The organism is Delftia tsuruhatensis, from assembly GCF_903815225.1.
GTDB lineage: Bacteria > Pseudomonadota > Gammaproteobacteria > Burkholderiales > Burkholderiaceae_C > Comamonas > Comamonas tsuruhatensis_A.
On record NZ_LR813084.1, the window covers coordinates 2,134,125 to 2,158,467 of the forward strand.

At 65.9% G+C, this 24,343-nt stretch carries 23 protein-coding genes and 3 tRNA genes; 11 read left to right on the plus strand and 15 right to left on the minus strand.

What is annotated here, in order from left to right; genetic code table 11:
- The 5 genes from L1Z78_RS09620 (at nucleotide 1) to L1Z78_RS09640 (ending at nucleotide 3,873) form a co-directional block, all read left to right on the plus strand.
- Complete coding sequence (locus tag L1Z78_RS09620; RefSeq protein WP_234641281.1) at nucleotides 1-3,090, plus strand: efflux RND transporter permease subunit; 3,090 nt, start codon at nucleotides 1-3, stop codon at nucleotides 3,088-3,090.
- A gap of 17 nt (nucleotides 3,091-3,107) precedes the next feature.
- Entirely contained in the window at nucleotides 3,108-3,443 is a 336-nt protein-coding gene (locus L1Z78_RS09625; protein WP_234641282.1) for a P-II family nitrogen regulator, read from the plus strand.
- Between the two features lie 121 nt (nucleotides 3,444-3,564).
- Nucleotides 3,565-3,640 (plus strand) — tRNA-Ala (locus tag L1Z78_RS09630).
- A gap of 36 nt (nucleotides 3,641-3,676) precedes the next feature.
- A tRNA-Glu gene (locus L1Z78_RS09635) sits at nucleotides 3,677-3,752 on the plus strand.
- A gap of 44 nt (nucleotides 3,753-3,796) precedes the next feature.
- Nucleotides 3,797-3,873 (plus strand) — tRNA-Asp (locus L1Z78_RS09640).
- Nucleotides 3,874-4,013: 140 nt separating this feature from the next.
- Here the strand turns inward: L1Z78_RS09640 and L1Z78_RS09645 are convergent.
- From L1Z78_RS09645 to L1Z78_RS09660, 4 genes are all read right to left on the minus strand, one after another.
- A complete protein-coding gene (locus L1Z78_RS09645) occupies nucleotides 4,014-4,772 on the minus strand; it encodes a 3-hydroxyacyl-CoA dehydrogenase (protein ID WP_234641283.1) in 759 nt (252 codons plus the stop codon).
- Between the two features lie 159 nt (nucleotides 4,773-4,931).
- The gene (locus tag L1Z78_RS09650) at nucleotides 4,932-5,978 is read right to left on the minus strand and encodes an extracellular solute-binding protein (protein ID WP_234641284.1); all 1,047 of its coding nucleotides are present in this window, start codon (nucleotides 5,976-5,978) and stop codon (nucleotides 4,932-4,934) included.
- Between the two features lie 271 nt (nucleotides 5,979-6,249).
- A complete protein-coding gene (locus tag L1Z78_RS09655; protein ID WP_234641285.1) occupies nucleotides 6,250-6,798 on the minus strand; it encodes a phasin family protein in 549 nt (182 codons plus the stop codon).
- A 37-nt stretch (nucleotides 6,799-6,835) separates the two neighbouring features.
- Nucleotides 6,836-7,129, minus strand: a complete 294-nt coding sequence (locus L1Z78_RS09660) for a hypothetical protein (protein ID WP_234642311.1) — start codon at nucleotides 7,127-7,129, stop codon at nucleotides 6,836-6,838.
- On the opposite strand from L1Z78_RS09660, the gene L1Z78_RS09665 reads away from it, so the two are divergent.
- From L1Z78_RS09665 to L1Z78_RS09690, 6 genes are all read left to right on the plus strand, one after another.
- A complete protein-coding gene (locus L1Z78_RS09665; protein WP_234641286.1) occupies nucleotides 7,119-7,580 on the plus strand; it encodes an acyl-CoA thioesterase in 462 nt (153 codons plus the stop codon). The two genes, L1Z78_RS09660 and L1Z78_RS09665, sit on opposite strands and share 11 nt — an antisense overlap.
- A 125-nt stretch (nucleotides 7,581-7,705) precedes the next feature.
- Nucleotides 7,706-8,914 carry a nicotinate phosphoribosyltransferase gene (gene pncB / locus L1Z78_RS09670; protein WP_234641287.1) on the plus strand — a complete coding sequence of 403 codons (1,209 nt, stop codon included), beginning with the start codon at nucleotides 7,706-7,708 and terminating at the stop codon, nucleotides 8,912-8,914.
- Nucleotides 8,915-8,979: 65 nt separating this feature from the next.
- A complete protein-coding gene (locus tag L1Z78_RS09675; protein WP_234641288.1) occupies nucleotides 8,980-10,407 on the plus strand; it encodes a sodium:proton antiporter in 1,428 nt (475 codons plus the stop codon).
- A gap of 35 nt (nucleotides 10,408-10,442) precedes the next feature.
- Nucleotides 10,443-11,444, plus strand: a complete 1,002-nt coding sequence (locus L1Z78_RS09680; protein WP_234641289.1) for a 2-hydroxyacid dehydrogenase — start codon at nucleotides 10,443-10,445, stop codon at nucleotides 11,442-11,444.
- A gap of 46 nt (nucleotides 11,445-11,490) precedes the next feature.
- On the plus strand, nucleotides 11,491-13,011 hold the full coding sequence (rmuC, locus tag L1Z78_RS09685; RefSeq protein WP_234641290.1) for a DNA recombination protein RmuC: 1,521 nt from the start codon (nucleotides 11,491-11,493) through the stop codon (nucleotides 13,009-13,011).
- Between the two features lies 1 nt (nucleotide 13,012).
- Complete coding sequence (locus L1Z78_RS09690) at nucleotides 13,013-14,194, plus strand: MFS transporter (RefSeq protein ID WP_234641291.1); 1,182 nt, start codon at nucleotides 13,013-13,015, stop codon at nucleotides 14,192-14,194.
- Between the two features lie 70 nt (nucleotides 14,195-14,264).
- Here L1Z78_RS09690 and L1Z78_RS09695 read toward each other — a convergent pair whose 3' ends face one another.
- The 11 genes from L1Z78_RS09695 to L1Z78_RS09745 form a co-directional block, all read right to left on the minus strand.
- Nucleotides 14,265-15,134 carry a TIGR00730 family Rossman fold protein gene (locus L1Z78_RS09695; protein ID WP_234641292.1) on the minus strand — a complete coding sequence of 290 codons (870 nt, stop codon included), beginning with the start codon at nucleotides 15,132-15,134 and terminating at the stop codon, nucleotides 14,265-14,267.
- Between the two features lie 244 nt (nucleotides 15,135-15,378).
- Entirely contained in the window at nucleotides 15,379-15,762 is a 384-nt protein-coding gene (locus tag L1Z78_RS09700; protein WP_234641293.1) for a monovalent cation/H(+) antiporter subunit G, read from the minus strand.
- Nucleotides 15,759-16,037: a K+/H+ antiporter subunit F gene (locus tag L1Z78_RS09705; protein ID WP_234641294.1), complete on the minus strand. Its 279-nt coding sequence runs from the start codon at nucleotides 16,035-16,037 to the stop codon at nucleotides 15,759-15,761. The genes L1Z78_RS09700 and L1Z78_RS09705 overlap by 4 nt, the downstream gene beginning before the upstream one ends.
- Nucleotides 16,034-16,525, minus strand: coding sequence for a Na+/H+ antiporter subunit E (locus L1Z78_RS09710; RefSeq protein WP_234641295.1), 492 nt, complete (start codon nucleotides 16,523-16,525; stop codon nucleotides 16,034-16,036). Before L1Z78_RS09710 ends, L1Z78_RS09705 begins: the two co-directional genes overlap by 4 nt.
- On the minus strand, nucleotides 16,522-18,318 hold the full coding sequence (locus L1Z78_RS09715; protein ID WP_234641296.1) for a monovalent cation/H+ antiporter subunit D: 1,797 nt from the start codon (nucleotides 18,316-18,318) through the stop codon (nucleotides 16,522-16,524). The genes L1Z78_RS09710 and L1Z78_RS09715 overlap by 4 nt, the downstream gene beginning before the upstream one ends.
- Nucleotides 18,315-18,680, minus strand: coding sequence for a Na+/H+ antiporter subunit C (locus L1Z78_RS09720; RefSeq protein WP_234641297.1), 366 nt, complete (start codon nucleotides 18,678-18,680; stop codon nucleotides 18,315-18,317). Before L1Z78_RS09720 ends, L1Z78_RS09715 begins: the two co-directional genes overlap by 4 nt.
- Nucleotides 18,680-21,658 (minus strand): monovalent cation/H+ antiporter subunit A, encoded by a 2,979-nt coding sequence (locus tag L1Z78_RS09725; protein WP_234641298.1) that lies wholly within the window; start codon nucleotides 21,656-21,658, stop codon nucleotides 18,680-18,682. The genes L1Z78_RS09720 and L1Z78_RS09725 overlap by 1 nt, the downstream gene beginning before the upstream one ends.
- A gap of 139 nt (nucleotides 21,659-21,797) precedes the next feature.
- Nucleotides 21,798-22,163: a ComEA family DNA-binding protein gene (locus L1Z78_RS09730; RefSeq protein WP_418921686.1), complete on the minus strand. Its 366-nt coding sequence runs from the start codon at nucleotides 22,161-22,163 to the stop codon at nucleotides 21,798-21,800.
- 283 nt (nucleotides 22,164-22,446) lie between these two features.
- Complete coding sequence (gene lapB, locus L1Z78_RS09735; RefSeq protein ID WP_234641300.1) at nucleotides 22,447-23,616, minus strand: lipopolysaccharide assembly protein LapB; 1,170 nt, start codon at nucleotides 23,614-23,616, stop codon at nucleotides 22,447-22,449.
- Nucleotides 23,606-23,929 (minus strand): LapA family protein, encoded by a 324-nt coding sequence (locus tag L1Z78_RS09740; RefSeq protein ID WP_234641301.1) that lies wholly within the window; start codon nucleotides 23,927-23,929, stop codon nucleotides 23,606-23,608. The genes lapB and L1Z78_RS09740 overlap by 11 nt, the downstream gene beginning before the upstream one ends.
- 85 nt (nucleotides 23,930-24,014) lie before the next feature.
- Entirely contained in the window at nucleotides 24,015-24,326 is a 312-nt protein-coding gene (locus L1Z78_RS09745) for an integration host factor subunit beta (RefSeq protein ID WP_234641302.1), read from the minus strand.
- Nucleotides 24,327-24,343: the final 17 nt, after the last annotated feature.

Sequence of the window (24,343 nt, forward strand, 5' to 3'; positions counted from 1 at the left end):
ATGATCTCTTCCATGATCCGGGCCGCCCTGAGCCAGCGACTCATCGTGATCGTTCTCTCGCTCGTGCTGTGCGGATTCGGCCTGCGCGCGGCGATGCATCTGTCGGTCGACGCCTTCCCCGACGTCACCAATGTCCAGGTCCAGGTGGCTACCGAGGCGCCGGGCCGCTCGCCCGAGGAGATCGAGCGTTTCGTGACCGTGCCGCTGGAAATCGCCATGACCGGCATGCCGGGCCTGGTGGAGATGCGCTCGCTCAACAAGAGCGGCCTGTCCATCATCACCCTGGTCTTCACCGATGCCACCGACGTGTACTTCGCGCGCCAGCTCGTCACCGAGCGGCTGATGGAGGTCACCCCGCGCATGCCCGAGGGCATCATCCCCGTGCTGGGGCCGGTGTCCACGGGCCTGGGTGAGGTCTACCAGTACACGCTGGAACACCCCGACGACGGCAAGCGCGCCCTCACCCCCGAGGAGCTGACCGAGCGCCGCACCATCCAGGACTGGGTGGCGCGACCGCTGCTGCGCTCCATCCCCGGCGTGGCCGAGATCAACTCCCAGGGCGGCTACGTCAAACAGTACCAGGTGGAGGTCGATCCGGGCCGGCTGCGCCACTACGGCCTGTCGGTGCGCCAGGTGGTCCAGGCCATCGCCGACAACAATGCCAACGCCAGCGGCGGCATCCTGCCCCAGGTCACCGAGCAGTACCTGATCCGCGCCGTGGGCCTGATACAGACGCTGGACGACATCGCCAACATCGTGCTCAAGGAGCAAGGCGGTGTGCCGGTCTTCGTGCGCGACGTGGCCGAGGTCCGGCTGGGTGCCGAAGTGCGGCAGGGCGCCATCATCAAGGGCGGCTACACCGAAGGTGTCTCAGGCATCGTGCTGATGATGCGCGGCGGCAACGCCAAGGAAGTGGTCACGCGCGTGAAGGAGCGCGTGAGCGAGATCAACGCCAAGGGCATGCTGCCCGGCGGCCTGCAGATCGTTCCCTACTATGACCGTACCGACCTGGTCGATTCGGCGCTGTGGACCGTGGGCAAGGTGCTGATCGAAGGCATCCTGCTGGTGGTCGTGGTGCTGTTCATCTTCCTGGGCGACGTGCGCTCCAGCCTGATCGTGGTGGCCACGCTGATCATCACGCCGCTGACCACCTTCATCATGATGAACCGCTGGGGCATCTCGGCCAACCTGATGTCGCTGGGAGGGCTCGCCATCGCCATCGGCCTCATGGTGGATGCCACGGTGGTGGTGGTGGAGAACGTGTTCCACAAGCTCGGCCAGGCCGGCGACAGCATGGGCGCCCGCGTGCGCACCGTGCTGTCGGCCACCACCGAGGTGGCCACGCCTACCATCTTCGGCATCGCCATCATCATCCTGGTGTTCCTGCCGCTGATGACGCTGCAGGGCATCGAGGGCAAGATGTTCGGCCCGCTGGCGCTGACGATCGCCATCTCGCTGGCCGTGTCGCTGGCGGTGTCGCTGTTCCTGTCGCCGGTGCTGTGCTCGTACTTCCTCAAGGGCGGCGCCGACCACGACACACGGCTGATCGCCTTCCTCAAGCGCCACTACCTGCGCCTGCTGGACCTGGCCACCGCGCGCAACCGGGCCACGCTGGCCGTGGCCGTGGCCCTGCTGTTGGGCTCGCTGGGCCTGTTCCCGCTGCTGGGCAAGTCCTTCATGCCGACCATGAAGGAGGGCGCCCTGACGCCGCAGATCAACCGCGTGCCCAGCATCTCGCTGGACGAGTCCATCCGCATGGAAATGGCGGCGATGAAGGCCGTGGCCGAAGTGCCTGGCGTGCTCAGCGTGGTCTCCAAGCTGGGGCGTGGCGAATCGCCGGCCGACCCCGCAGGCCCCAACGAGTCCGATCCCATCGTGCTGCTGGACCCCGAGTCTGACCGCACCCAGGACGAGATCGACGAGGACATCCGCCAGCGCCTGTCCACCATTCCCGGCGTGCAGATCGTGCTGTCCCAGCCGATCTCCGAACGTGTGGACGAGATGGTCACGGGCGTGCGCTCGCAGGTGGCGATCAAGGTCTTCGGCGACGAACTCACCGAGCTGCGCGACGTCTCCGAGCAGGTCGCCCGCATCCTGAAAAGCGTGCCGGGCAGCGCCGACATCCGCGTCGAGCGCCTCTCGGGCCAGCAGGCGCTCACGGTGGACATCGACCGCAAGGCCATCGCCCGCCATGGCCTGAACGTCACCGATGTGCAGGGCGTGATCGAGTCGGCCATCGGCGGCAAGGAAGTCACCACGGTCTACGAGGGCGAGCGCCGCTACAACGTGGTCGTGCGCTTCCCAGAGCCTTTCCGCGGCTCGCCGGCGGCCATCGGCGCCACCTTGCTGACCACCAGCACCGGCGCCCAGGTGCCTCTGAGCAGCGTGGCCCGCATCGAACTCGTGGACGGCCCGGCCCAGATCAGCCGCGAAAGCGGCAAACGCCGCGTGGTGGTGGGCGCCAACGTGGAAGGGCGCGACCTGGGCGGCTTCGTCGCCGAGGTGCAGCAGCGCATCGACCGCGAGGTGCAATTGCCCGATGGCTACTACTTCATCTATGGCGGCCAGTTCGAGAACATGGAGCGCGCCATGGGCACGCTGCAGGTTATCGTGCCGTTGACCATCGTTGCCATCTTCTTCCTGCTGTTCCTGCTGTTCAACTCGGTCAAGCTGGCCGGGCTGATCATCCTGGTGCTGCCGTTCGCATCCATCGGCGGGTTGATCGGCCTGTTCGTCACGGGCGAGTACGTGAGCGTGCCGGCCTCGGTGGGCTTCATCGCGCTGTGGGGCATCGCCGTGCTCAACGGCGTGGTGCTGGTCACCTGCATCCGCAAGCTGCGCGAGGACGGCATGGACGTAGCCCAGGCCGTGCGCGAGGGCTGCGTGCAGCGATTCCGCCCCGTGATGATGACGGCCACCGTGGCCCTGCTGGGCCTGGTGCCCTTCCTGTTCGCCACCGGGCCCGGCTCGGAGGTGCAGCGCCCGCTGGCCATCGTGGTGATCGGCGGCCTGATCTCGTCCACCCTGCTGACGCTGGTGGTGTTGCCCACCCTGTACCGCTGGTTTGATGAAAAACCGCTGGAAGCCTGATCCAAGGAGGTGAATCCATGACGATGAAGGAAATCCGCGCCATCGTGCGTCCCAGCCGCCTGGAGCGCCTGCGCGATGCGCTGCGCGCCATTCCCAACTTCCCGGGCGTGACGCTGTTCCGCGCCGAGGGCTTCACGGCCCCTGCCGCCATCGACAAGCGCAGTGTCAAGGAGGAGTTGACCGACTTCTCCGACAAGATCATGGTCTGCGTGCTGGCCGAAGCAGCCATGGTCGAGCCCATCCGCGCTGCCATCACCTCGGCCTGTCACTCGGGACAGGTCGGTGACGGCCTGGTCTGGGTGGTGGATATCGCCGAGATCCACCGCATCCGCGACGGGCAGAGCCTGCCCTGAAGGGCTGCTGGCACCGGAATGCAGGGCGACATAAAAAAGTCATGCATTCCGGTTTTGAGCCCAAAACGCTGTGCTACAATTTTTGAATCGCAGCAACGAAGCAGTGCAACGTTGCAGCAAAGGGGGTATAGCTCAGCTGGGAGAGCGCTTGCATGGCATGCAAGAGGTCATCGGTTCGATCCCGTTTACCTCCACCAAAATTGAGACTTGGGTTTTACGCAAGTTCTAGGATTGACCCTATCGTCTAGAGGCCTAGGACATCACCCTTTCACGGTGAGTACCGGGGTTCGAATCCCCGTAGGGTCGCCAAGTTTGCAGCACTTGGCTCGCAAGAGCGCAAAAGCTGTCTGCCAGGAGTGGTAGTTCAGTTGGTTAGAATACCGGCCTGTCACGCCGGGGGTCGCGGGTTCGAGTCCCGTCCACTCCGCCAGATTTCCTGCATGGCCATGTTCACATGCAGCAAAAAAAGCCACCGCAAGGTGGCTTTTTGCGTTGGCCGGGTGCCGCAGGCCGTGGCAGGCAAGGTCGCATCCAGTGCGCCCGCCTGGGGCAGGCCGGCGCAGGGCTGGCTCAGCGCGGCGCCAGGCGGATGGCACCGTCCAGGCGGATCACCTCGCCATTGAGCATGTCGTTGTCCAGGATGTGGCGCACCAGCTTGGCATAGTCCTGGGGCGTGCCCAGGCGGCTGGGGAAGGGCACGCCGGCGGCCAGCGCATCCTGCACTTCCTGGGGCATGCCGAACAGCATGGGCGTGCCGAAGATGCCGGGCGCGATGGTCATGTTGCGGATGCCGTTGCGTGCCAGGTCGCGCGCGATGGGCAGCGTCATGCCGACCACGCCACCCTTGGAGGCGGCGTAGGCGGCCTGGCCGATCTGCCCATCGTAGGCTGCCACGCTGGCCGTGGAGATCAGCACGCCGCGCTCGCCCGTGTTTTCGGGCTCGTTGGCCGACATGGCGGCGGCGGCTAGGCGGATCATGTTGAAGCTGCCGATGAGGTTGACCGTGATGGTCTTGGAGAACAACGCCAGATTGTGCGCTCCACTCTTGCCCACGGTCTTTTCGGCCGGAGCGATGCCCGCGCAGTTGACCAGGCCGGCCAGCTTGCCCAGGCCCACGGACTTGTCCACCACGGCCTGGCCGTCGGCTTCCTGGCTTACATCGCATTTCACGAAGACGCCACCGATCTCGCGGGCCACGGCCTCGCCCTTGTCCGCCTGCATGTCGGCGATCACGACCTTGCCGCCTTCGGCCGCCAGCATGCGTGCCGTGCCTTCGCCCAGGCCCGAAGCGCCGCCGGTGACGATGAATACCCTGTCCTTGATCTGCATGGAATGTCTCCTTGGTTGTCTGACGTTGACGTAAACGTAAATTCCAAATTATGCATGCAGCCTGGCCGCCACCATGTCGCGCCCAAGAAAAAGCCCGGCCGAAACGGGCCGGGCTTGCAGGGGCGGCGCAGAAGCGGGTGGCCCCTCGGGCGTGCCTGCCTATTGGAACCCTGCGCGATCCAGCATCTGCTGGACCTTGGTCATGTTCTTGCCCACGGCCGTGATCGGGATGGTCTCGCTCTTGAAGGGCTTGCCGCCCGTCATCTCCTTGAGCGCGGGGTTGTCCAGCTCCACGCCCTTGGCGGCCGGCCATTCGTTGTTGCCGTTGGCGAAATAGTTCTGGGCCGCCGGGCTGGCCAGGTATTCGAGGAACTTGACGGCGTTGTCCTTGTTCTTGGCATGGCGGGCGATGGCGCCACCGGCGATGTTCAGATGGGTACCCCAGCTCGACTGGTTGGGGAAGACCACGCCGATCTTGCCGACCACGGCCTGGTCCTCGGGCTTGCCGGAGCGCATCATGCGTGCCAGGTAGTAGCTGTTGGTCACGCCGATGGTGCATTCACCCGAGGCCACGGCCTTGATCTGGTCGGTGTCGCCACCCTTGGGCGGACGGGCCAGGTTGGCCTTCATGCCCTGGATCCACGCCTCGGCCTTCTGATCACCCATGTGCTCGACCACGGTGCCGAACAGGCTGAGGTTGTAGGGGTGCGAGCCCGAGCGGATGCACAACTGGCCCTTGAACCTGGGGTCGGCCAGCGATTCGTAGTTCTGCACGTCGGTCGGCTGGACCTTGGCCTTGTTGTAGACGATGACGCGGGCGCGCGTGGACAGGCCGAACCAGCTGATGCCGTCGGCCGTGGGCTGGGCGCGCAGATTGGAGGGGATGGCATCTTCCAGCACCTTGGAGTGGATGGGCTGGAACAGGCCATCGACTTCGCCGCGGTACAGGCGGGCGGCATCGACGAGCAGGATGACGTCGGCCGGAGATGCCTGGCCCTCGGCCTTCAGGCGCGCGATGATGCCGGCGTCGTCGCCATCCACGCGGTTGATCTTGATGCCGGTGGCCTTGGTGAAGCCGTTGTACAGCTCCTCGTCCGTGGAGTAGTGGCGCGCGGAGTAGAGGTTGACGACCTGGGTGTCGGCAAGGGCTGTGCCGGCGGCCACCAGGGCGCATGCGGTGAACAGGGCTTTCAGGGATTTCGACATGAAGACGGGCCTCTCTTTTGATGGCAAAGCGCGATGATAGGCCAGACGCGAATCGTTCTTAATAAAGGAGAGGGCGCCAAAGGGCCTATGCATCGCCGGTGAATTCGGGCGAAAAAAAACCCAGTCCTCGGACTGGGTTTGAAAGGATCCAGAAACGGGGGTTTCGAGAGGATCCAAGGAGACAACTGGTCAGGTCTTGCGACCCGGGATGCATGCAATTATGCGGGTAATCACTGATTCTTGCACACGGCGCCGTTGTAAGACGGAGGGCTCAACGCTTGCGCGTCTGGGCCGACTGGACGGCTTCGCTGGCGGTGTTGGTCACGGCCGTGAAATTGGCTTCCGCCAGATCCGATGCCTGCTTGACGGCCTTTTGCACCGACTCGAAGGCATTGTTGGCGGCCGACACGGCGCTCTTCATCACGGCGACGGCGGTTTCGGAGCCTGCGGGTGCATTCTTGGCGGTGTTCTCCACCAGGGCGCCAAAGTTCTTTTGCAGTTCGGAAGCCTGGCTTTCGAAGGTCTTGGCGAACTCGGCGCCCGTGCCACTGGCGATGTCGTACAGATGGCGGCTGTAGGCGGCGGTCTTTTCGGCCAGGGGCTGGAAGAGGTTGGCTTGCAGCGACAGCAGCTCCTGCGCATCCTTGGCGCTCAGGACGGCCTGGGTGTGCTGGGCGGCCTCGGTCAGTGCGGCGCGCGAGGCGGTCACGTTCAGTTCCACCAGCTTTTCCACGCCTTCGAAGGCCTTGGAGGTCAGGCCGAACAGGGTTTCCAGGTTGGCCTTTTGTGCGCTCAGGATTTGGTCAGGGGTCAAGCTCATGTCAGTCTCCAGAAAAACGGACCACCAGGGTCTCGGGTTACGGGGAATGCCTGCGCTGACTTGACCTGAATGTCATGTTGCAGTGCAGCATGGGTCTTATTGTAGGGATTGCAAAAAAGGAATCAAGGGGTTGATGCTGCGGTGCAGCAAAAAAATCCGGGAAGCTGTGGCTTTTTTGTAAGTGTTTGATTTTGAAGTGATTTTGTGTCGGTTTTGCGACATTTTTGGTGAGCATGCTTATCGGCGTGCCGGCCTGGAAAATGCCGGGCGTCCTGATGGCGACAGCCAGGGAATGCGGGGTGCATGGCAGGGATTGCACAATGGCCACCATGAATGAATCGCCACCCAGCCGTCCCGCACCACAGCCTCGTTCGGCCTATGCGGCATTTCGCAGCATCAGCACGCGCTGGTCGGACAACGATGTCTATGGCCATGTGAACAATGTCGTCTACTACAGCTGGTTCGACACGGCCGTGAATGCCCACCTGATCGAGCAGGGCGCGCTGGACATCCACGCGGGCGAGACGATAGGACTGGTCATCGAGACGCAATGCAACTACTTTGCGCCGCTGGCCTTTCCCCAGACCGTGGAGGCCGGCATCCGCGTGGCCCGCATCGGCGGCTCCAGCGTGCGCTACGAGGTGGGCCTGTTCGCGCAGGGCGATCCGCTGACGGCCGCGGCCGGGCATTTCGTCCATGTCTACGTGGACCGGCATACGCGCCGGCCGGCGCAGATTCCACAGGGGCTTCGCCAGGTGCTGAAACCGTTGCTGCGCGGCTGAGGCCCGTTGCCTGCGGTAACGGGCCTCAACGCAGGGAGCCAGGCGCTGCATGGCGCCGTGTGGATCGCCTACACTCGAAAGCTGTCTGCCATCTGACCGCTTGGGTGCTTGCCCCGGCTCCGTTCATGATCATCACCAGCCTGCTCGACACCGACCTGTACAAATTCACGATGATGCAGGTAGTGCTGCACCAGTTTCCAGGGGCGCAGGTCGAGTACCGCTTCAAGTGCCGCAACCCTGGTGTGCAGCTTGCGCCCTATGTCAATGAGATCAGGGCGGAGATCCGCTCCCTGTGCAGCCTGCGCTTTCAGGACGCGGAGCTGGCCTACCTGAGTTCGCTGCGCTTCATCAAGAGCGACTTTGTCGATTTCCTGGGGCTGTTCCAGCTCAACGAGAAGTACATCACGGTACAGGCGCTGCCCAGCGGCGAGATCGATATCACCATCCGCGGACCCTGGCTGCACACCATCCTGTTCGAGATTCCGGTGCTGGCCATCGTCAACGAGGTGTACTTCCGCAACACCCAGCCCGTACCCGATTTTCCCGAAGGCCGGCGCCGCCTGGATGCCAAGATCGCCTTGCTCCAGCAGCCGGGCCTGGAGCAGCTCAGGATTGCCGACTACGGCACGCGCCGGCGCTTTTCGCGCGCCTGGCATGAGGAGGTGCTGCGCGTGCTGTGCGCGCGCCTGGGCCGTCCCGGTTCTGCGCAGTCCGAAGGGCAGTTCGCCGGCACCAGCAACGTGCTGTATGCGATGAAGCTCGGGGTGCGGCCGCTGGGCACGCTGGCCCATGAGTATCTGCAGGCCTGCCAGTCGCTGGGCCCGCGCCTGCGTGACAGCCAGATCTTCGGCTTCGAGTCCTGGGCGCGCGAGTACCGTGGCGACCTGGGCATCGCGCTGTCGGATGTCTACGGCATGTCGGCCTTTCTGCGCGACTTCGACCTGTATTTCTGCAAGCTGTTCGATGGTGCGCGCCACGACAGCGGCGACCCCTTCGAGTGGGGCGAGCGGCTGCTGGCCCACTACCGTGCCAACCGCATCGATCCGCGGACCAAGACGCTGATCTTCAGCGACGGCTTGACGGTGCCGCGCACCATCGAGCTGTTCCAGCGCTTTCATGGCCGCTGCCAGCTGGCCTTCGGCATAGGCACGAACCTGACCAACGACCTGGGCGATCCGCCTGCCCATGTGCCATTGCAGATCGTCATCAAGATGACGCGCTGCAATGGCCAGCCCGTGGCCAAGCTCTCGGACACGCCGGGCAAGAGCATGTGCGATGACGAAAAGTACCTGGCCTATCTGCGCCAGGTGTTCGATATCGCTGCGCCGGCCTGATACCGGGCGTTGGGGCGGGCACGGATGTGGATGCTGATGGAAGAAAAGAACAGGGAGACGGGACGATGAAAGTGTTGCGGAGATGGCTGGCATTGCTGGTTGCGGGCATGCCCTCCTGGGCCCTGGCTGCGGAGATCGACGGTAGCCGGCTGCCGGTGCTGTGGGGCATTCCCTTCGCGGGAATGCTGTTGTCCATCGCACTGGTGCCGCTGGCGGCCCCCCACTTCTGGCACCGGCATTTCGGCAAGGTGACGGCAGTCTGGGCCCTGGCCTTTCTGCTGCCGTTCGCGGCGGTGTTCGGCCCGGCGGCGGCCTGGGCCAACCTGGTGCACGCACTGCTGTCCGAGTACCTGCCGTTCGTGATCCTGCTGACCGCCTTGTACACCGTCTCCGGCGGCATCTATGTGCGCGGCAACCTGAAGGGATCGCCCGGGTTGAACACCGCCATCCTCGGGCTGGGCGCCGTGCTGGCCAGCTTCATGGGGACGACCGGTGCCTCCATGCTGCTGATCCGGCCCCTGCTGCGCGCCAATGACAATCGCAGACACCAGGCGCATGTGGTGGTGTTCTTCATCTTCATCGTCTCCAATGCCGGCGGCTCGCTGACCCCCCTGGGTGATCCACCGCTGTTTCTGGGCTTTCTCAAGGGCGTTGATTTTTTCTGGACGGTTCGCCACATCCTCACCGAGACCCTGTTCCTGATCGGGGTGCTGCTGGCGCTGTTCTACGCGATCGACGTCTGGCTGCTGCGCCAGGCGGGCGAGGCGGATCTGCCCGATCCGACCCCCAGCATCGATGCCTCGGGCCGCGCCAGTCGCCTGGGTTTCGATGGCGGCGTGAACTTCGTGCTGTTGCTGGCCGTGGTGGGCCTGGTGCTGATGAGCGGGCTGTGGCGTACCGAGGCAGGACTGGTACTGGCCGGTACCCATGTCGGCCTGCCGGGCCTGGCGCGTGATGCGGGCCTGATCGTGGTGACCCTGCTGTCGCTGCGGCTCACGCCGCGTGCCGTGCACCAGGCCAACGAGTTCGGCTGGGGACCGATGCAGGAGGTGGCCAAGCTGTTCGCGGGCATCTTCCTGACCATCATTCCCGTGATCGCCATGCTCAAGGCCGGCACGGCCGGCCCCTTCGGCGCCATCGTCGCTGCCGTGACGCGCGGCGACGGCACGCCCGACCCCCTGATGTACTTCTGGGCCACGGGACTGCTGTCCTCGTTCCTGGACAACGCGCCGACCTATCTGGTGTTCTTCAATACGGCAGGCGGCGATGCCGCGCAGCTGATGACCGCGATGGCACCGACTCTGGCTGCCATCTCGGCCGGCGCGGTGTTCATGGGCGCCAACACCTACATAGGCAACGCGCCCAATCTGATGGTCAAGGCCATCGCCGAGGAGCGCGGTGTGAGGATGCCCAGCTTCTTCGGCTACATGGCCTGGTCCATGGCCATCCTGGTGCCGTTGTTCGCATTGATGGGTTTCATCTGGTTCCGCTGAGGACCGCCTCCCGCAAGACAAGGAAAGAGACAGACATGGCAAGCAAGCCCCGCATCCTGATCGCCCGCGCCATTCCGCCCGAAGTGGTGCGCACGCTGGAGCAGCATTTCGAGGTCGAGTCCAACCAGGACGATGTGGTCTGGAGCCCGCAGGAGCTGGCCATGCACCTGCAGGACAAGGACGGCGTGCTCACCACCGGCTCGCAGTCCATCGATGCCGCGCTGCTGGCCGCCTGCCCGCGCCTGAGGATCGTGGCCAACATGGCCGTGGGCTACAACAACTTCGACGTGCCCGCGATGACGGCAGCGGGCGTGCAGGGCACGAACGCGCCCGACGTGCTGACCGAGACCACGGCCGACTTCGGCTTCGCGCTGCTGATGGCCACGGCGCGCCGCGTGACCGAGAGCGAGCACTACCTGCGTGCCGGCCGGTGGAACTCCTGGCGCTACGACCTGTTCGCCGGCGCGGAGGTGCATGGCAGCACGCTGGGCATCATCGGCATGGGCCGCATCGGGCAGGGCATCGCCAGGCGCGGCGCGCATGGCTTCGGCATGAAGGTCGTCTATCACAACCGCTCGCGCCTGTCGCCCGGGCTGGAGGCCGAATGCAAGGCCAGCTACGTGGGCAAGGACGAGCTGCTGGCCATGGCCGACCACGTGGTGCTGGTGCTTCCCTACACCCAGGAAAACCACCACACCATCGGCGCGGCCGAGATCGCGAAGATGAAGCCCACGGCCACGCTGATCAACATCGCTCGCGGGGGCATCGTCGATGATGCGGCGCTGGCCAGGGCGCTGCGCGACAGGACCATCGCCGCCGCCGGCCTGGATGTGTTCGAGGGCGAGCCCTCGGTCCATCCGGACCTGCTGACCGTGCCGAATGTGGTGCTCACGCCGCACATCGCCAGCGCCACCATGGGCACGCGCAGTGCCATGGCCCGGCTGGCGGCCGACAACCTGATCGATTTCCTGTCCGGCAAGGGGCCGCGCACACCCGTCAACCAGCCCGAGGCGATGGCGGCCGCAGCCCGGGCCTGAGCGCGGGTACCTGAAGATGCATGACACGCTGTAGAGCAGGATCTTGATGCAGATATCCGGACTGTGGTGGGCGGCATGGGCCGTGCTGCTGCTGGGGCAGGCGACCGTGCTGTGGCTGCTGTTCAGGCGCTCGGCGCAGCATGGCGACGAAGCGCAGGCCCAGCACCTGCAGCAGGTCTTGCAGATGCTTGATCTGCGATTGCAGCAGCTCGAACGCGGCACCCAGGCCACGCAGATGGCGGTGGCCAAGAGCGACGGCGGGCTGGACCGCGTGTCGCAGCAATTGCAGGCCCATCTGGCCCAGGCACAGCTGGATGCACAGGCGGCGCGGCGCGAGCAGGGCGAGGCGCTGGCGGCCTTTCGCATGGAGCTGGGGCGGCTCACGGCGCGCCTGGCCGCCGACAGTGCCCAGGCGCGCGAGGCCCAGGGCGAGAGCACGCAGCGCTTCAATGCCCATGTGCAGGAGCGCTTCGAGGCCCTGGCCCAGTCCACGCGCGGCACACTGGATTCGCTCAAGACCGACATACAGCAGCAGCTGGGCGCGCTGGCGCAATCCAGCCAGATCCACGCCGAGCAACTGCGCGGCACGCTCAATGAACGCCTGGCCACCATCCAGACGGACAATGCGGCCCGGCTGGAGGAGATGCGCCGCACGGTGGACGAGAAGCTGCACGCCACGCTGGAGCAGCGTCTGGGTGAGTCGTTCAAGCTGGTCAGCGACCGGCTGGAGCAGGTGCACAAGGGCCTGGGCGAGATGCAGACGCTGGCAGGCAGCGTGGGCGACCTCAAGCGCGTGATGACCAATGTGAAGACGCGCGGCACCTGGGGCGAGCTGCAACTGGGCGCGATCATCGAGAACGTGCTCACGCCTGAGCAGTACGCGCGCAATGTCAAGACCGTGCCGGGCAGCGAGGAGATGGTGGAGTTCGCCATCCGCCTGCCGGGGCGCAGCGACGAAGCGCCGGTCTGGCTGCCCATCGATGCCAAGTACCCGGTCGAGCCGTACCAGCGCCTGCTCGACGCCCAGGATGCGGCTGACAAGGCGGCCATCCTGTCGGCCGGCAATGCCTTCGAGGCCTCGATCAAGCTGGAGGCGCGCAAGATCCACGGCAAGTATGTGAGCCCGCCGCACACCACGGACTTTGCCGTGCTGTACCTGCCCACCGAAGGCCTGTTCGCCGAGGTCATGCGTCGCCCCGGCCTGGTCGAGGCCGTGCAGAACGGCTGCCGTGTGATGGTCACGGGACCGGCCAATCTCGCGGCCATGCTCAGCAGCCTGCAGATGGGCTTCAAGACGCTGGCCATCGAAAAGCGCTCGTCCGAAGTCTGGGCGGTGCTGGGTCAGGTCAAGACCGAGTTCGCCAAGTTCGGCGAGGTGGTCGATGCCACGCGCAAATCCATAGACGCCGCAGCCAAGCGCTTCGAGCAGGTGGGTGTGCGCACGCGGGCCATCCAGCGCCGGCTGCGCGACGTGCAGGAGCTGCCGTCCCCGGGTCCGGAGGCATCGCCACCGGGACTGTCGGACGGTACGGGGGCAGGTGCGCCAGCAGGATCGGAGCAGGACTGAGATGAATCTGGCGCTGTTCAAGGTCATCATGGCCCAGGTCAGCGTGCATGCCACCATGGCCGGCATGCGCCTGGCCGCACCCCTGCTGGCGCTGCAGCAGGGCTACAGCGCGGCGGCCGTGGGCCTCTTGCTTGCGCTGTTCGCGCTGACCCAGGTGTTCCTGGCGCTGCCGGCGGGTCGCTTTGCCGACAAGCACGGTTTTCGCAAGCCGTTTTTCCTGTCCATGCTGGCCGCCAGCGGCGGCTGTGCGCTGGCCCTGGCCTTTCCGCTGTATCCCGTTCTGTGCCTGGCGGCGCTGCTGACGGGCGGTGCCAGCGGTGCGGTGGTGATCGCCGTGCAGCGCCATGCGGGTCGCGTCACCCACGACGCCGTGGCGCTCAAGAAGGTGTTCAGCTGGCTGGCCATCGGCCCAGCGATCTCCAACTTCATCGGCCCTTTCACGACGGGGTTGCTGATCGATCATGCGAACTTCGCGGGCGAGGGCAGCACCATGGGCTACCGCGTTGCCTTCGCGCTGCTGGCGCTGGTGCCGGTGCTGGCCTGGAGCTGGGTGCGCCACACGCAGGAGCTGCCACCGGTACGCGCGCCCGTCGGCGGGCCCAGGCAGCATGCCTGGGATCTGCTGCGCGAGCGCAACTTCCGCAATCTGCTGCTGGTCAACTGGCTGCAGTCGGCGTGCTGGGATGTGCATACCTTCGTGCTGCCGCTGCTGGGCCATGAGAAGGGGCTGAGCGCCTCGGTCATCGGTACGCTGCTGGGCATCTTCGCCGTGGCGGCGGCCGCCATCCGGCTGGCCATGCCGCTGGTGGCCGAGCGCCTGCGGGAGGGGGCCGTGATTGCGGGCGCCATGGCGGTGACGGCGGTCGTCTTCGGGCTGTATCCCTTCATGGATTCCGCCCTGACCATGGGCATGTGCTCGGTCATGCTGGGCTTTTCGCTGGGCTCGGTGCAGCCCATGGTCATGAGCATGCTGCACCAGATCACGCCCGAGCACCGCCATGGCGAGGCCCTGGGCCTGCGCCTCATGGCGATCAACGCCTCCAGCGTGGCCATGCCCGTGCTGTTCGGCTCGGCCGGGGCGTTGATCGGGGTCTCGGCGCTGTTCTGGATCGTGGGGGCGGGCGTCGCATCGGGCATCCGCACCGCCTGGTTCATGGGGCTGGCACCGCGCGCCCCAAAGTAGAAAGACAAAGGCGATCCGCGCACTGGTGCGCGGATCGCCTGGGGGTCCATGCGCCTTGCGGCGCCGCAGCTTACCAGCCGCCGTTGTGGAATTGCTTGATGAGTGCCCAGGCCTCGGCCGGGTCATCCGTGTAGCGGAACAGTTGCAGATCCTTGGGCGAGATCGTGCCTTCCTCGATCAACAGATCGACATTGAGCAGGCGTTTCCAGAAATCCGTGCCGAACAGGATCACGGGCACGGAATGGGTCTTGCCCGTCTGCACCAGGGTCAGCACCTCGAACAGCTCGTCCAGCGTGCCGAAGCCGCCAGGGAAGGCCACCAGCGCCTTGGCCCGCATCATGAAATGCATCTTGCGCAGGGCGAAGTAGTGGAACTTGAAGCTCAGGTCCGGCGAGATGAATCGGTTGCCGTTTTGCTCGTGCGGCAACTCGATGTTCAGGCCGATGCTGGGCGCACCCACGTCATGGGCGCCACGGTTGGCTGCTTCCATGATGCCGGGGCCACCGCCGGTGCAGATGTACAGGCGCTCTTCGGGCGGCTGGTTCAGGCTGTCGGCGGCCACCAGGCGCGTGAAGGTGCGCGCCTGCTCGTAGCGGTGGGCGTTGCGCACGGCGCGCTCGGCCAGCGCGATGCGCTGTGCATCGCCACTGCCCTGGGCGTCGGCCAGTTGCTGCTCGGCCTGTTCCATGTCCACGAAGCGTGCGCTGCCATAGACCACCACCGTGTTCTCTATGCCGCGCTCGATCTGGGCCAGATCGGGCTTGAGCAACTCCAGCTGCATGCGGATGCCCCGGGTTTCGCGGCGGAACATGAATTCCGGGTCCGCGAAGGCGAGGCGATTGGAGTTCTGCTGCAAGGCCATGCCGTTGTGCGCCTGATTGTGAAGGGCTGACCAGCCATTGGCCAGATCGGTATCGGTCAGGGGGGAAGAGATTTGCATGAACCCTCGTACGAAGAAAACCAGGGCGGCCACGCCAGGCGGCCGTTCCATCAAATGCGCTGGCAGCGCAGATGATGACTGCACTATACGCTCACAAACTCATAGCCGCAGGCCTCGCCCGTCGGGTGCTTTGCGCATTGACGGCAAAGCCAATGGCTTCTTATGCTGGATAGTTGGGGGCAGATGTTGCCCGCAAGCGGACGGCCCCGGCTTCGGATCGATCTGTACGCGGGGCCCCGCGCCGTCAGGCTTCCGTATGGTCCACAGGTTCGTTGCGCACGACGCCGCTCAGCGGCGGAGGCACATCCTGGCCTGCACGGCGGGCACGGAACAGGGCCGCCCGCATCAGGAAGATGGTGGTGATAGGGACGGTCACGGCAATGAACACGGCGATGAGCAGCGCATGCACGGCCAGGCTGTGTCCGCTCACGGAAAAGTAGATCCAGGTGGCATGCATGATCAGCCAGCAGCCCATGGTGGCAATGATGGAGGGGGCATGAACGCGCTCGAAATAGCTGCCCAGCCGCCACAGCCCCATGGAGCCCAGGAAGGCGATGATGGCGCCGCCCAGTGCGAGTGCGGCGACCAGGATCTGGCACCACAGCGGCAGAGTGGTCTCCGGCGTCATTCGATCACCTCGCCACGCAGCAGGAACTTGGCCATGGCCGTGGAGCCCACGCAGCCGAACAGCGCAATCAGCAGGGCTGCCTCGAAGTAGCTGGTGCTGTCGTAGATGATGCCCATCAACAGCATGGCCAGCATGCCGTTGAGGTACATGCAGTCCAGCGCCAGTACGCGGTCCTGGGCGTGCGGCCCCTTGAGCAGGCGCAGCACGGCGCAGCCCATGGCGGCGACCAGCAGGCACAGCGCGAGCATCAAGATCCAGTGGAACCAGGGCATCATTCGAAAATCTCCATCAGGGGGCGCTCGTAGCGCCGCTTGACATGCTCGATCACTTCCTCGGGATCACCGACTTCGAGCACGTGCAGCATCAGCATCGAGCGGTCGCGCGATATCTCGGCCCAGGATGTGCCCGGGGTGATGCAGACGATCATGGCCAGCACGGCCAGGCCGTTGGGGTCGCGCAGCTCCAGCGGAATGCGCACGAAGCCCGCAGGATGCTTGCGGTGGGCCGGAAGCATCAGGAAGCGCACGACGTTGAAGTTGGACACCGAGGTGTCCCAGACCACGTGCAGCGCCAGGCGCAGGATGGTCAGCGGATGGCGCACACGGACGGGCAACGGGCGCAGCCCGCGCAGCAGCAGCGGCAGCAGCAGGCCCAGCAATGCGCCCAGCAGCACCTGCCCGCTGCTGAACGAGCGGTTGAGCAGCAGCCACAGCAGGAACAGCGCCACCGACAGCAGCGGCGCGGGCAGCAGGCTTTTCATCATCGGACATCCTCCTTGCCGGCCGGGGTGGCCGCATCGCCGATGCCCGCGGGCATCGGCGCTCCGCTGGCCTGTGCCGCGGCGCGCGCGGCGCCTTCGGGGCCGGCTTCCTGGCGGGCCTTCTTTTCCGCGGGGTTTGGCTCGGGCTGGGTGCCCATGACCGAGCGCACATAGACATCGGGCGCCAACAGTGCGTCGGCCGCGCGCTGCGTGTAGCCCATCAGCTCGCCACCGCGCACCGTGAGCGCCACGCAACAGGCCAGCAGCACGGCGATGGGCAGCCCTTCGGCCACGCGCAGCGAAGGCGAGTTCTGTTCCTCGCTGGCCCAGAAATGCCGTATGCCGGCGCGCACCAGTGCCAGCAGGGCCAGCAGGCCGGTGCCTATCATCAGCGCCACCAGTGCCCAGCCGGCCCAGCCGGCCTGGAAGCCGCTGGAGTTGCCCAGTCCCAGCGGGTTGAGCAATGCCGAGAGCATGGCGAACTTGCCCACGAAGCCCGACAGCGGCGGCAGGCCGGTGACCACCAGCGTGGCCAGCATGAAGCTCAGGCCGATGAAGGCGGCTGCGGCGGGAATGGCGCGGCCGATCAGCACTTCCTCGGATTCGTCAAGGTTGAAACCTTCGGTGGGCAGCAGCTCCGCATTCAGGAAGGGGGCTTCGTCGTCCTCGTAGGGCTCGCCCGCATCGTCGTCCACGCGCCAGCGGTCCACCACATCGGCGATGAGGAACAGCGCGCTCACCGCCATGGTGGAACTGGGCAGGTAGTACAGCAGGCCGGCGGTCAATGCGTTCTGTCCGAAGCCCGAGGCCGCCAGCAGCGTACCCGACGACAGGATGGCAGCGAAACCGGCGATATGGGTCAGGCGTTGCGATCCCAGCATGCCCAGGCCCCCGAACGCCATGGTCAGCATGCCGCCGACGATCAGCCAGGTGCTGCCGAACAGGGCCGATGCGCCGGCTTCCGAGCTGAACAGCAGCGTCCACAGCCGCAGCACCACGTATACGCCCACCTTGGTCATGAGCGCGAATACCGCGCCCACGGGCGCCGTGGCCGCGCTGTAGGCCGGCACCAGCCAGAAGTTCAGCGGCCACATGGCGGCCTTGATCAGAAAGGCCGTGCCCAGGATGGCCGCGGCCGAATGCAGCAGCCCGCGGTCGGCGCTGCCGACCTGGGGGATCGCACGCGCCAGGTCGGCCATGTTCAAGGTGCCGGTCAGGCCATAGAGCATGGACACGCCGATCAGGAACAGCGAGGAAGCCGCCAGGTTGATGGCGATGTAGTGCAGGCCCGCCTGGATGCGGGTGCGTCCGGAGCCGTGCAGCACCAGGCCATAGGAGGCGGCCAGCATGATCTCGAAGAAGACGAACAGGTTGAACAGGTCCGCCGTGAGGAAGGCGCCGCTCAGCCCCATCAGCTGGAACTGGAACAGCGAGTGAAAGTGCATCCCCGCCCTGTGCCAGCGTGCACTGGAGAAGATGAGGGAGGCCAGGGCCACGGTGTAGGTGAGCACCAGCATCATGCCGGTCAACCGGTCCAGCGCCAGGGAGATGCCGAAGGGCATGGGCCAGTTGCCGGGCATGTAGACGCCCAGGTTGACGGGCGCGCCGGCCTGGTCGGTCCACAGCATCAGCATCACGGCCACGCACAGTCCCAGCAGCGTGGACACCAGTCCGAGCGCGAACTTCATGCGCTGGCGTTCCTCGCGCAGAAGCAGCATCAGTGCCGCCGACAGCATGGGCAGCACGATGGGGGCCAGCATCAAATGCGGCATGAGCAGGGCGGTCAGCTCGTTCATGGCATCTCCTGCTCGGTGCGCGAATGGGCTCCGTCCACGTGGTCGGTGGCGGTAGTGCCGCGAGAGGCCAGCAGCACGACCAGGAACAGCGCCGTCATGGCAAAGCCGATCACGATGGCCGTGAGCACCAGTGCCTGGGGCATGGGATCGGCGTAGTGGGCCAGATCCTGGGGGACGCCTGCGCGCAGCACGGGCTCCTTGTCGATGGCCAGCCCCTGGCGGCCCATGCTGAAGATGAACAGGTTGACCGCATAGGACAGCAGGGCCAGCCCCATGATGACCTGGTAGGTGCGTGGGCGCAGCAGCAGCCAGACGCCGGAGCCGGTCAGCACGCCGATGGCGACGGCAAGCACGATTTCCATTACAGGCCTCCTCGCGCCAGGGCGGCAGCGGTGGCTTGCTGCACGGCGGCTTCGGCCTCTTCGGCCTTTTGCTGCTGCTCCTCCAGGAGGCGGGCGTGGTATCGGTGGCTGCGCACCGACTGGTGGGCAATGGCCGTCAGGATGAGCATGGTCGAGCCCACCACCAGCGAAAACACGCCGATGTCGAAGAACAGGGCGCTGGCGAGATGCACGTCGCCGACGACAGGCAGGGTCATATGGAAGGTGTGGCTGGTAAGAAACGGGTAGCCGGCCACGATGGAGCCCATGCCGGTGGCCAGCGCGAACAGCAGGCCGACACCGATCCATCGGCGCGGGAAGATGGGCAGATGGGCCTCGACCCACTGCGTGCCGGAGATGATGTACTGCATCAGCAAGGCCACCGAGAACACCAGGCCGGCCACGAAGCCGCCGCCGGGCTCGTTGTGGCCGCGCATGAAGATGTACATCGAGACCAGGGCGGCGAAGGGCAGCAGCAGGCGCACCAGCACGGCGGGCACCATCAGGTAGCCGACAGCCGTGTCGGCCGCGTTGCGCGGGTTGAACAGATCGGTCTGCAGGTCACCGGGCATGTAGCGCTGCTGCTCGGGCAGGTCCAGCGTCTCGCGCGCCGGGCGGAATCGCCTCAGCAGTGCATACACCACCAGGGCCACGATGCCCAGCACCACGATTTCGCCGAAGGTGTCGAAGCCCCGGAAGTCCACCAGCATGACGTTGACGACATTGGTGCCGCCGCCACCGCTGAGCGCGTGCTCGAGGAAGAAGGTGGAGGCACCGTCGTAGAAGGGGCGGCTCATCATGGCGAAGGCCAGCCACGCCATGCCGCCGCCGGCGATCAGCGACAGCAGCAGGTCGCGCATGCGGCGCGAGCGGGCCCGCAGGTCGGCGGAGAGCACGGGAATGTGCAGGCTTTTGTCGCGCTTGGGCATCCAGCGCAGGCCCAGCAGCATCAGCACGGTGGTGACGACCTCCACGACCAGCTGGGTCAGCGCCAGGTCCGGCGCCGAGAACCACAGGAAGGTCAGGCAGGTGCACAGCCCTGCACCGCCGAGCATGATCAGGGCCGTGAGCCGGTGGTACTTGGCCTTCCAGGCCGTGCCCAGTGCGCAGAGGATGCCCACGGCCCACAACAGCACGAAGGCGGGCGACAGTGGCAATGTCCCCCGGTCGCCGAGCTTCATGCCCTGCAGCCACAGGGGCAGTACGCCGGCCAGCACGGCCGTGCAGATGAGCCACAGCATCTGCCACTGCAGGCGCATGGTGGACAGGCGCCTGCGCGACCAGCGGCCCATCAGGGTGATGCGGGCCAGCAGGTTCTCGAACGCACGCTGGCCGCTGAGTGCACCGACCAGGGGGGCGGCATCGATGTGGCCCGCCTGGCGCTGCCAGCGCAACAGCATGTACAGCAGGATGCCGCCGATCAGGGCCACCAGGCTCATGATCAAGGGCATGTTCCAGCCATGCCAGATGGCCAGGCTGTACTCGGGCAGTTCGCCGCCGACCACGGGCGCCGCAGCCGCGGCGAGGAAGCTGCCCACCGCCCAGGCGGGCAGCATGCCCACGACCAGGCAGGCCAGCACCAGCAACTCCACAGGCACGCGCATCCAGTGCGGAGGCTCATGCGGCTCGTGCGGCAGATCGGTGGCCTTGGGGCCGAAGAAGACGTCGATGGTGAAGCGCAGCGAATAGGCCACGCTGAACATGCCGGCCACCGTGGCCGCCACGGGCAGGGCCGTGCGCACCCAGGGCGCGGCATCCAGGAAGACAGTCTCCGCGAAGAACATCTCCTTGGAGAGAAAACCGTTGAGCAGCGGCACGCCGGCCATGGCTGCGCTGGCCACACAGGCCAGCGTGGCGGTGATCGGCATCATGTGGCGCAGGCCGGACAGGCGGCGTATGTCGCGCGTTCCGCTTTCATGGTCGACGATGCCGGCAGCCATGAACAGCGAGGCCTTGAAGGTCGCGTGGTTCATGATGTGGAACACGGCCGCGACGGCCGCGAGCTTGCTGTTGAGACCCAGCAGCAGCGTGATCAGGCCCAGGTGCGAAATGGTCGAATAGGCCAGCAATCCCTTGAGATCGTGCTGGAACATGGCCAGATAGCCGCCGATGAGCAGCGTGGCGGTGCCGGCACCACCCACCAGCCAGAACCAGGCATCGGTGTCGCCCAGCACCGGCCACATGCGCGCCAGCAGGAAGACTCCGGCCTTGACCATGGTGGCCGAGTGCAGGTAGGCAGACACTGGCGTGGGGGCCGCCATGGCGTGCGGCAGCCAGAAGTGGAAGGGAAACTGGGCGCTCTTGGTCAGCGCCCCCAGCAAGATGAGCACCAGGGCCAGCAGGTACAGCTGGTGATCGCGTACCTGCTGGCCGGCCACGAGCACGTTGTCCAGGTCGTAGCTGCCCACGATGTGCCCCAGCACCAGCATGCCGGCCAGCATGGCCAGGCCGCCCGTGCCCGTCACCGTCAGCGCCATGCGGGCGCCGCGCCGCGCATCCTTGCGATGGTGCCAGTAACCGATCAGAAGAAAGGAAAAGAGACTGGTCAGCTCCCAGAAGAAGGCGATCTGGATGATGTTGCCCGAGAGCACCACGCCGGCCATCGCACCCATGAAGGCCAGGAAGAACGAGAAAAAGCGCGGCACGGGATCGGCCGGCGACATGTAGTAGCGCGCATAGAGCACCACCAGCGAACCTATGCCCAGCACCAGCATGCAGAACATCCAGGCAAAGCCGTCCATGCGGATCACCAGGTTCAGTCCCAATGCGGGCAGCCACTCTATCTCCTGGCGCAATACCTCTCCGTCAGCGATCTGGGGGAACAGCAATGCGGTCTGAATGGCGCAGCCCAGGGCAATCACGCCAGCCAGCGTCGATTCCGTATTGCGCGCATTGGCAGGCAGCATGGCGGCGATCAGGCTGCCGACGAAGGGTAGGAGGATGAGGGTGATCAGGGGCATGGGCGGTTCATTTTACGGGCAAGGTTTTTTTCTGCGCTATGAAAACCTGAGCATGTTTCAGGCTATGGCTGCGCGTACCCCGGGGAAAGCGGCCACAAAAAACCCGCCGAGGCGGGTGGGTGCGAAGTGCAGGCGGCATTCAGGAGGCGTTGCCGGACTTGGCCGGCGCGGCGGGCTTGGCGGCCTGCTCCTTGGCCGGCGGGACACTCCTGGCGTCCTTCGCATCCTTGGCCGCCGGCTTGCCGGCCTTGTTCTTGTAGCCGCTGCCATTGACCGTCAGGCCCTCGGCCGAAAACTTGGTGGCAGTCGATTCACCCACGCCCTTGACGCGTTCTATGAAGTCGGGCCAGTCCTTGAAGCTGCTGGACTTGCGTTCCGCCAGTATGCGGGCAGACATCGCCGGGCCGATGCCTTTGATGGTCGTGAGTTCGGCCTCGGTGGCCTTGTTGACATCCACGGCGGCGAACGCCAGTGCGGACAGCAGCAGCGCAAACAGACCAGTCACCAGATTCCTGAACATAGAACACTCCTGATTCCAAAGGTGGTTGCGGGCCGCAGGGATTGCAGCCCTGGCGCATCTTATGCAGGCCCTCCTGGCGCGGCTAGGTGCCAGGAGAGCGCGAAGCCCGTCCGCAGGGCTCCGGAAAATGCCCAAACCCAATGGGCATGCGGTCTCCAGGCCCATTCCTAGGAAAGATCTGAAAATACACTGCACCCCCTGCGGCTGCCAATCGGGGACGATGCCAGGGGCGCCGGGGACGGCTTGCGGCCTTCCCCACGCCTTTGCGTCACAGCTCCTCGACGCGCCTGGCAGGGTAGCTGTCCCAGCTCTGGCAGCCGGGGCAGTGCCAGAAATGCTGGCGTGCCTCGAAGCCGCAGGCAGCACAGCGGTAGCGGGTCAGGGGCTTTGCGGCGTGGTCCAGCGCACGTTGCACGGCTGGGTGGTATTGCTCTTCGGTCAGCTTTTCCCCTGCCAGCCACTGCGCGGCGGCGACCAGCGAGGGCTCCCTGTCCAGGTGCTGGACCAGGCGGGCGCGCCCGGGCGCAGGCGTTCCATCGCCTTGCGTGCCTTGCTGGGAGTCCAGCGCAACCAGCGCCTGCAGCAGGTCCAGCGAGGGGGCCTGGGCATACTGCTGGCTCAGCAACTGGTGGATGCGGGGGTGCTGGCCCGTGGCGGTCGCGATCTCCACGAGCAGGTTGGCCGCCAGCGGCAGGGTGGCCGGTGACTGTTCCGCCAGGCTCTCCAGGGTGTGCAGCGCCTGGGTCGACTGTCCCATCCGATGCTGCAACTGCGCGTGCTCCAGCAGGGGGCGCGCGGCCTGGGGGGCGGTCGTGATGGCTTGCCGCAGCCGCTGCAGGGCTTCGGCTTGCTGGCCCTGGGTCAGAAGAGCCTGGGCGTCTTCGCACAGATAGTGGGCCAGTCGCCCGCTGAAATCACCCTGGTTGGCCTCCTGCATGCGGCGGGCGATGGCCGCGGCCTGCGTCCAGTCGCGCGAGCGTTCATAGATGGCCAGCAGTGCCAGACGGGACTCGGCCTCGAAGGCGGTTCCTTCCAGGCGGCGCAGCGCATCCTCGGCGCGGTCCAGCAGGCCGGCCTTGAGAAAGTCCTGCGCCAGCGCGTGCTGGGCGCGGTCCCGGTCTGTGCGGTTGAGGTCACCGCGCGACAGCAGATGCTCGTGCACGCGCACGGCGCGGTTGTACTCGCCCCGGCGGCGAAAGAGGTTGCCCAGGGCAAAGTGCAGCTCGGAGGTGTCGGGGTCGTTCTGCACCGCCTCGATGAAGGCGTCGATGGCTTTGTCCTGCTGTTCATTGAGCAGGAAATTGAGCCCCTTGAAGTAGGCCTTGGGGGCCTGGCGGTTTTCGGCGCGTATCTGGCGCAGGTCCCAGCGCGAGGCCAGCCAGCCCAGCACGAAGGCGACGGGCAGGCCGAGCAATATCCAGTTCAGATCAAATTCCATGCACGTCGCCTGGCAGGATGGGGGAGGTCGCGGCCGGCTTGGCCGCGGTCACCGACGTGGACGCCGCCGCGCCGGCTGGCGCGGCGGCCTGGGCCGAGCGGGCGGCGTTGCGGTGCTTGAGCCATCGCGGCACCATGCCCAGCACGCCCACGATCAGGCCCAGGGCGAAAGCGGTCAGGACCACCAGTACCAGTGGCGCGGTCCAGGAGGTGCCGAAGAAGAAGTGCACCGTCGCATCCTGCTGGTTGTTCAGCGCGAAGGCGAACAGCGTAAAAAAAATGGCCGCCTTGAGCAGCCACAGGAAGTACTTCATGGGTTCCCTTGTGTGACGGGAACGATTCTAGAGCCTGCCGGTGACGGCGGTCGCACGGCGTGCGGACGGAGCGGCAGGCAGGTGTTCAGGAGGTGGCGCCGTCGGTCGGCGATCCCGGGCGCAGGTCCACTGCTTCACGCAAGGCCTTGCCGGGCTTAAAGTGCGGCACGCGCTTGGAGGGGATGTGCACGGCCTCGCCGCTGCGGGGGTTGCGGCCCATGCGGGGCGGACGATGGTTGACCGAGAAGCTGCCAAAGCCGCGGATTTCGATGCGATGGCCTCGCACCAGGGCATCGCTGACGGCGTCAAGAATCGTCTTGACGGCCTGCTCGGCGTCGCGCTGGCTCAATTGGCCGAATCGGGCGGCGAGTTCTTCGACGAGATCGGATCGGGTCATCAAGGGTAGGAGTCAGG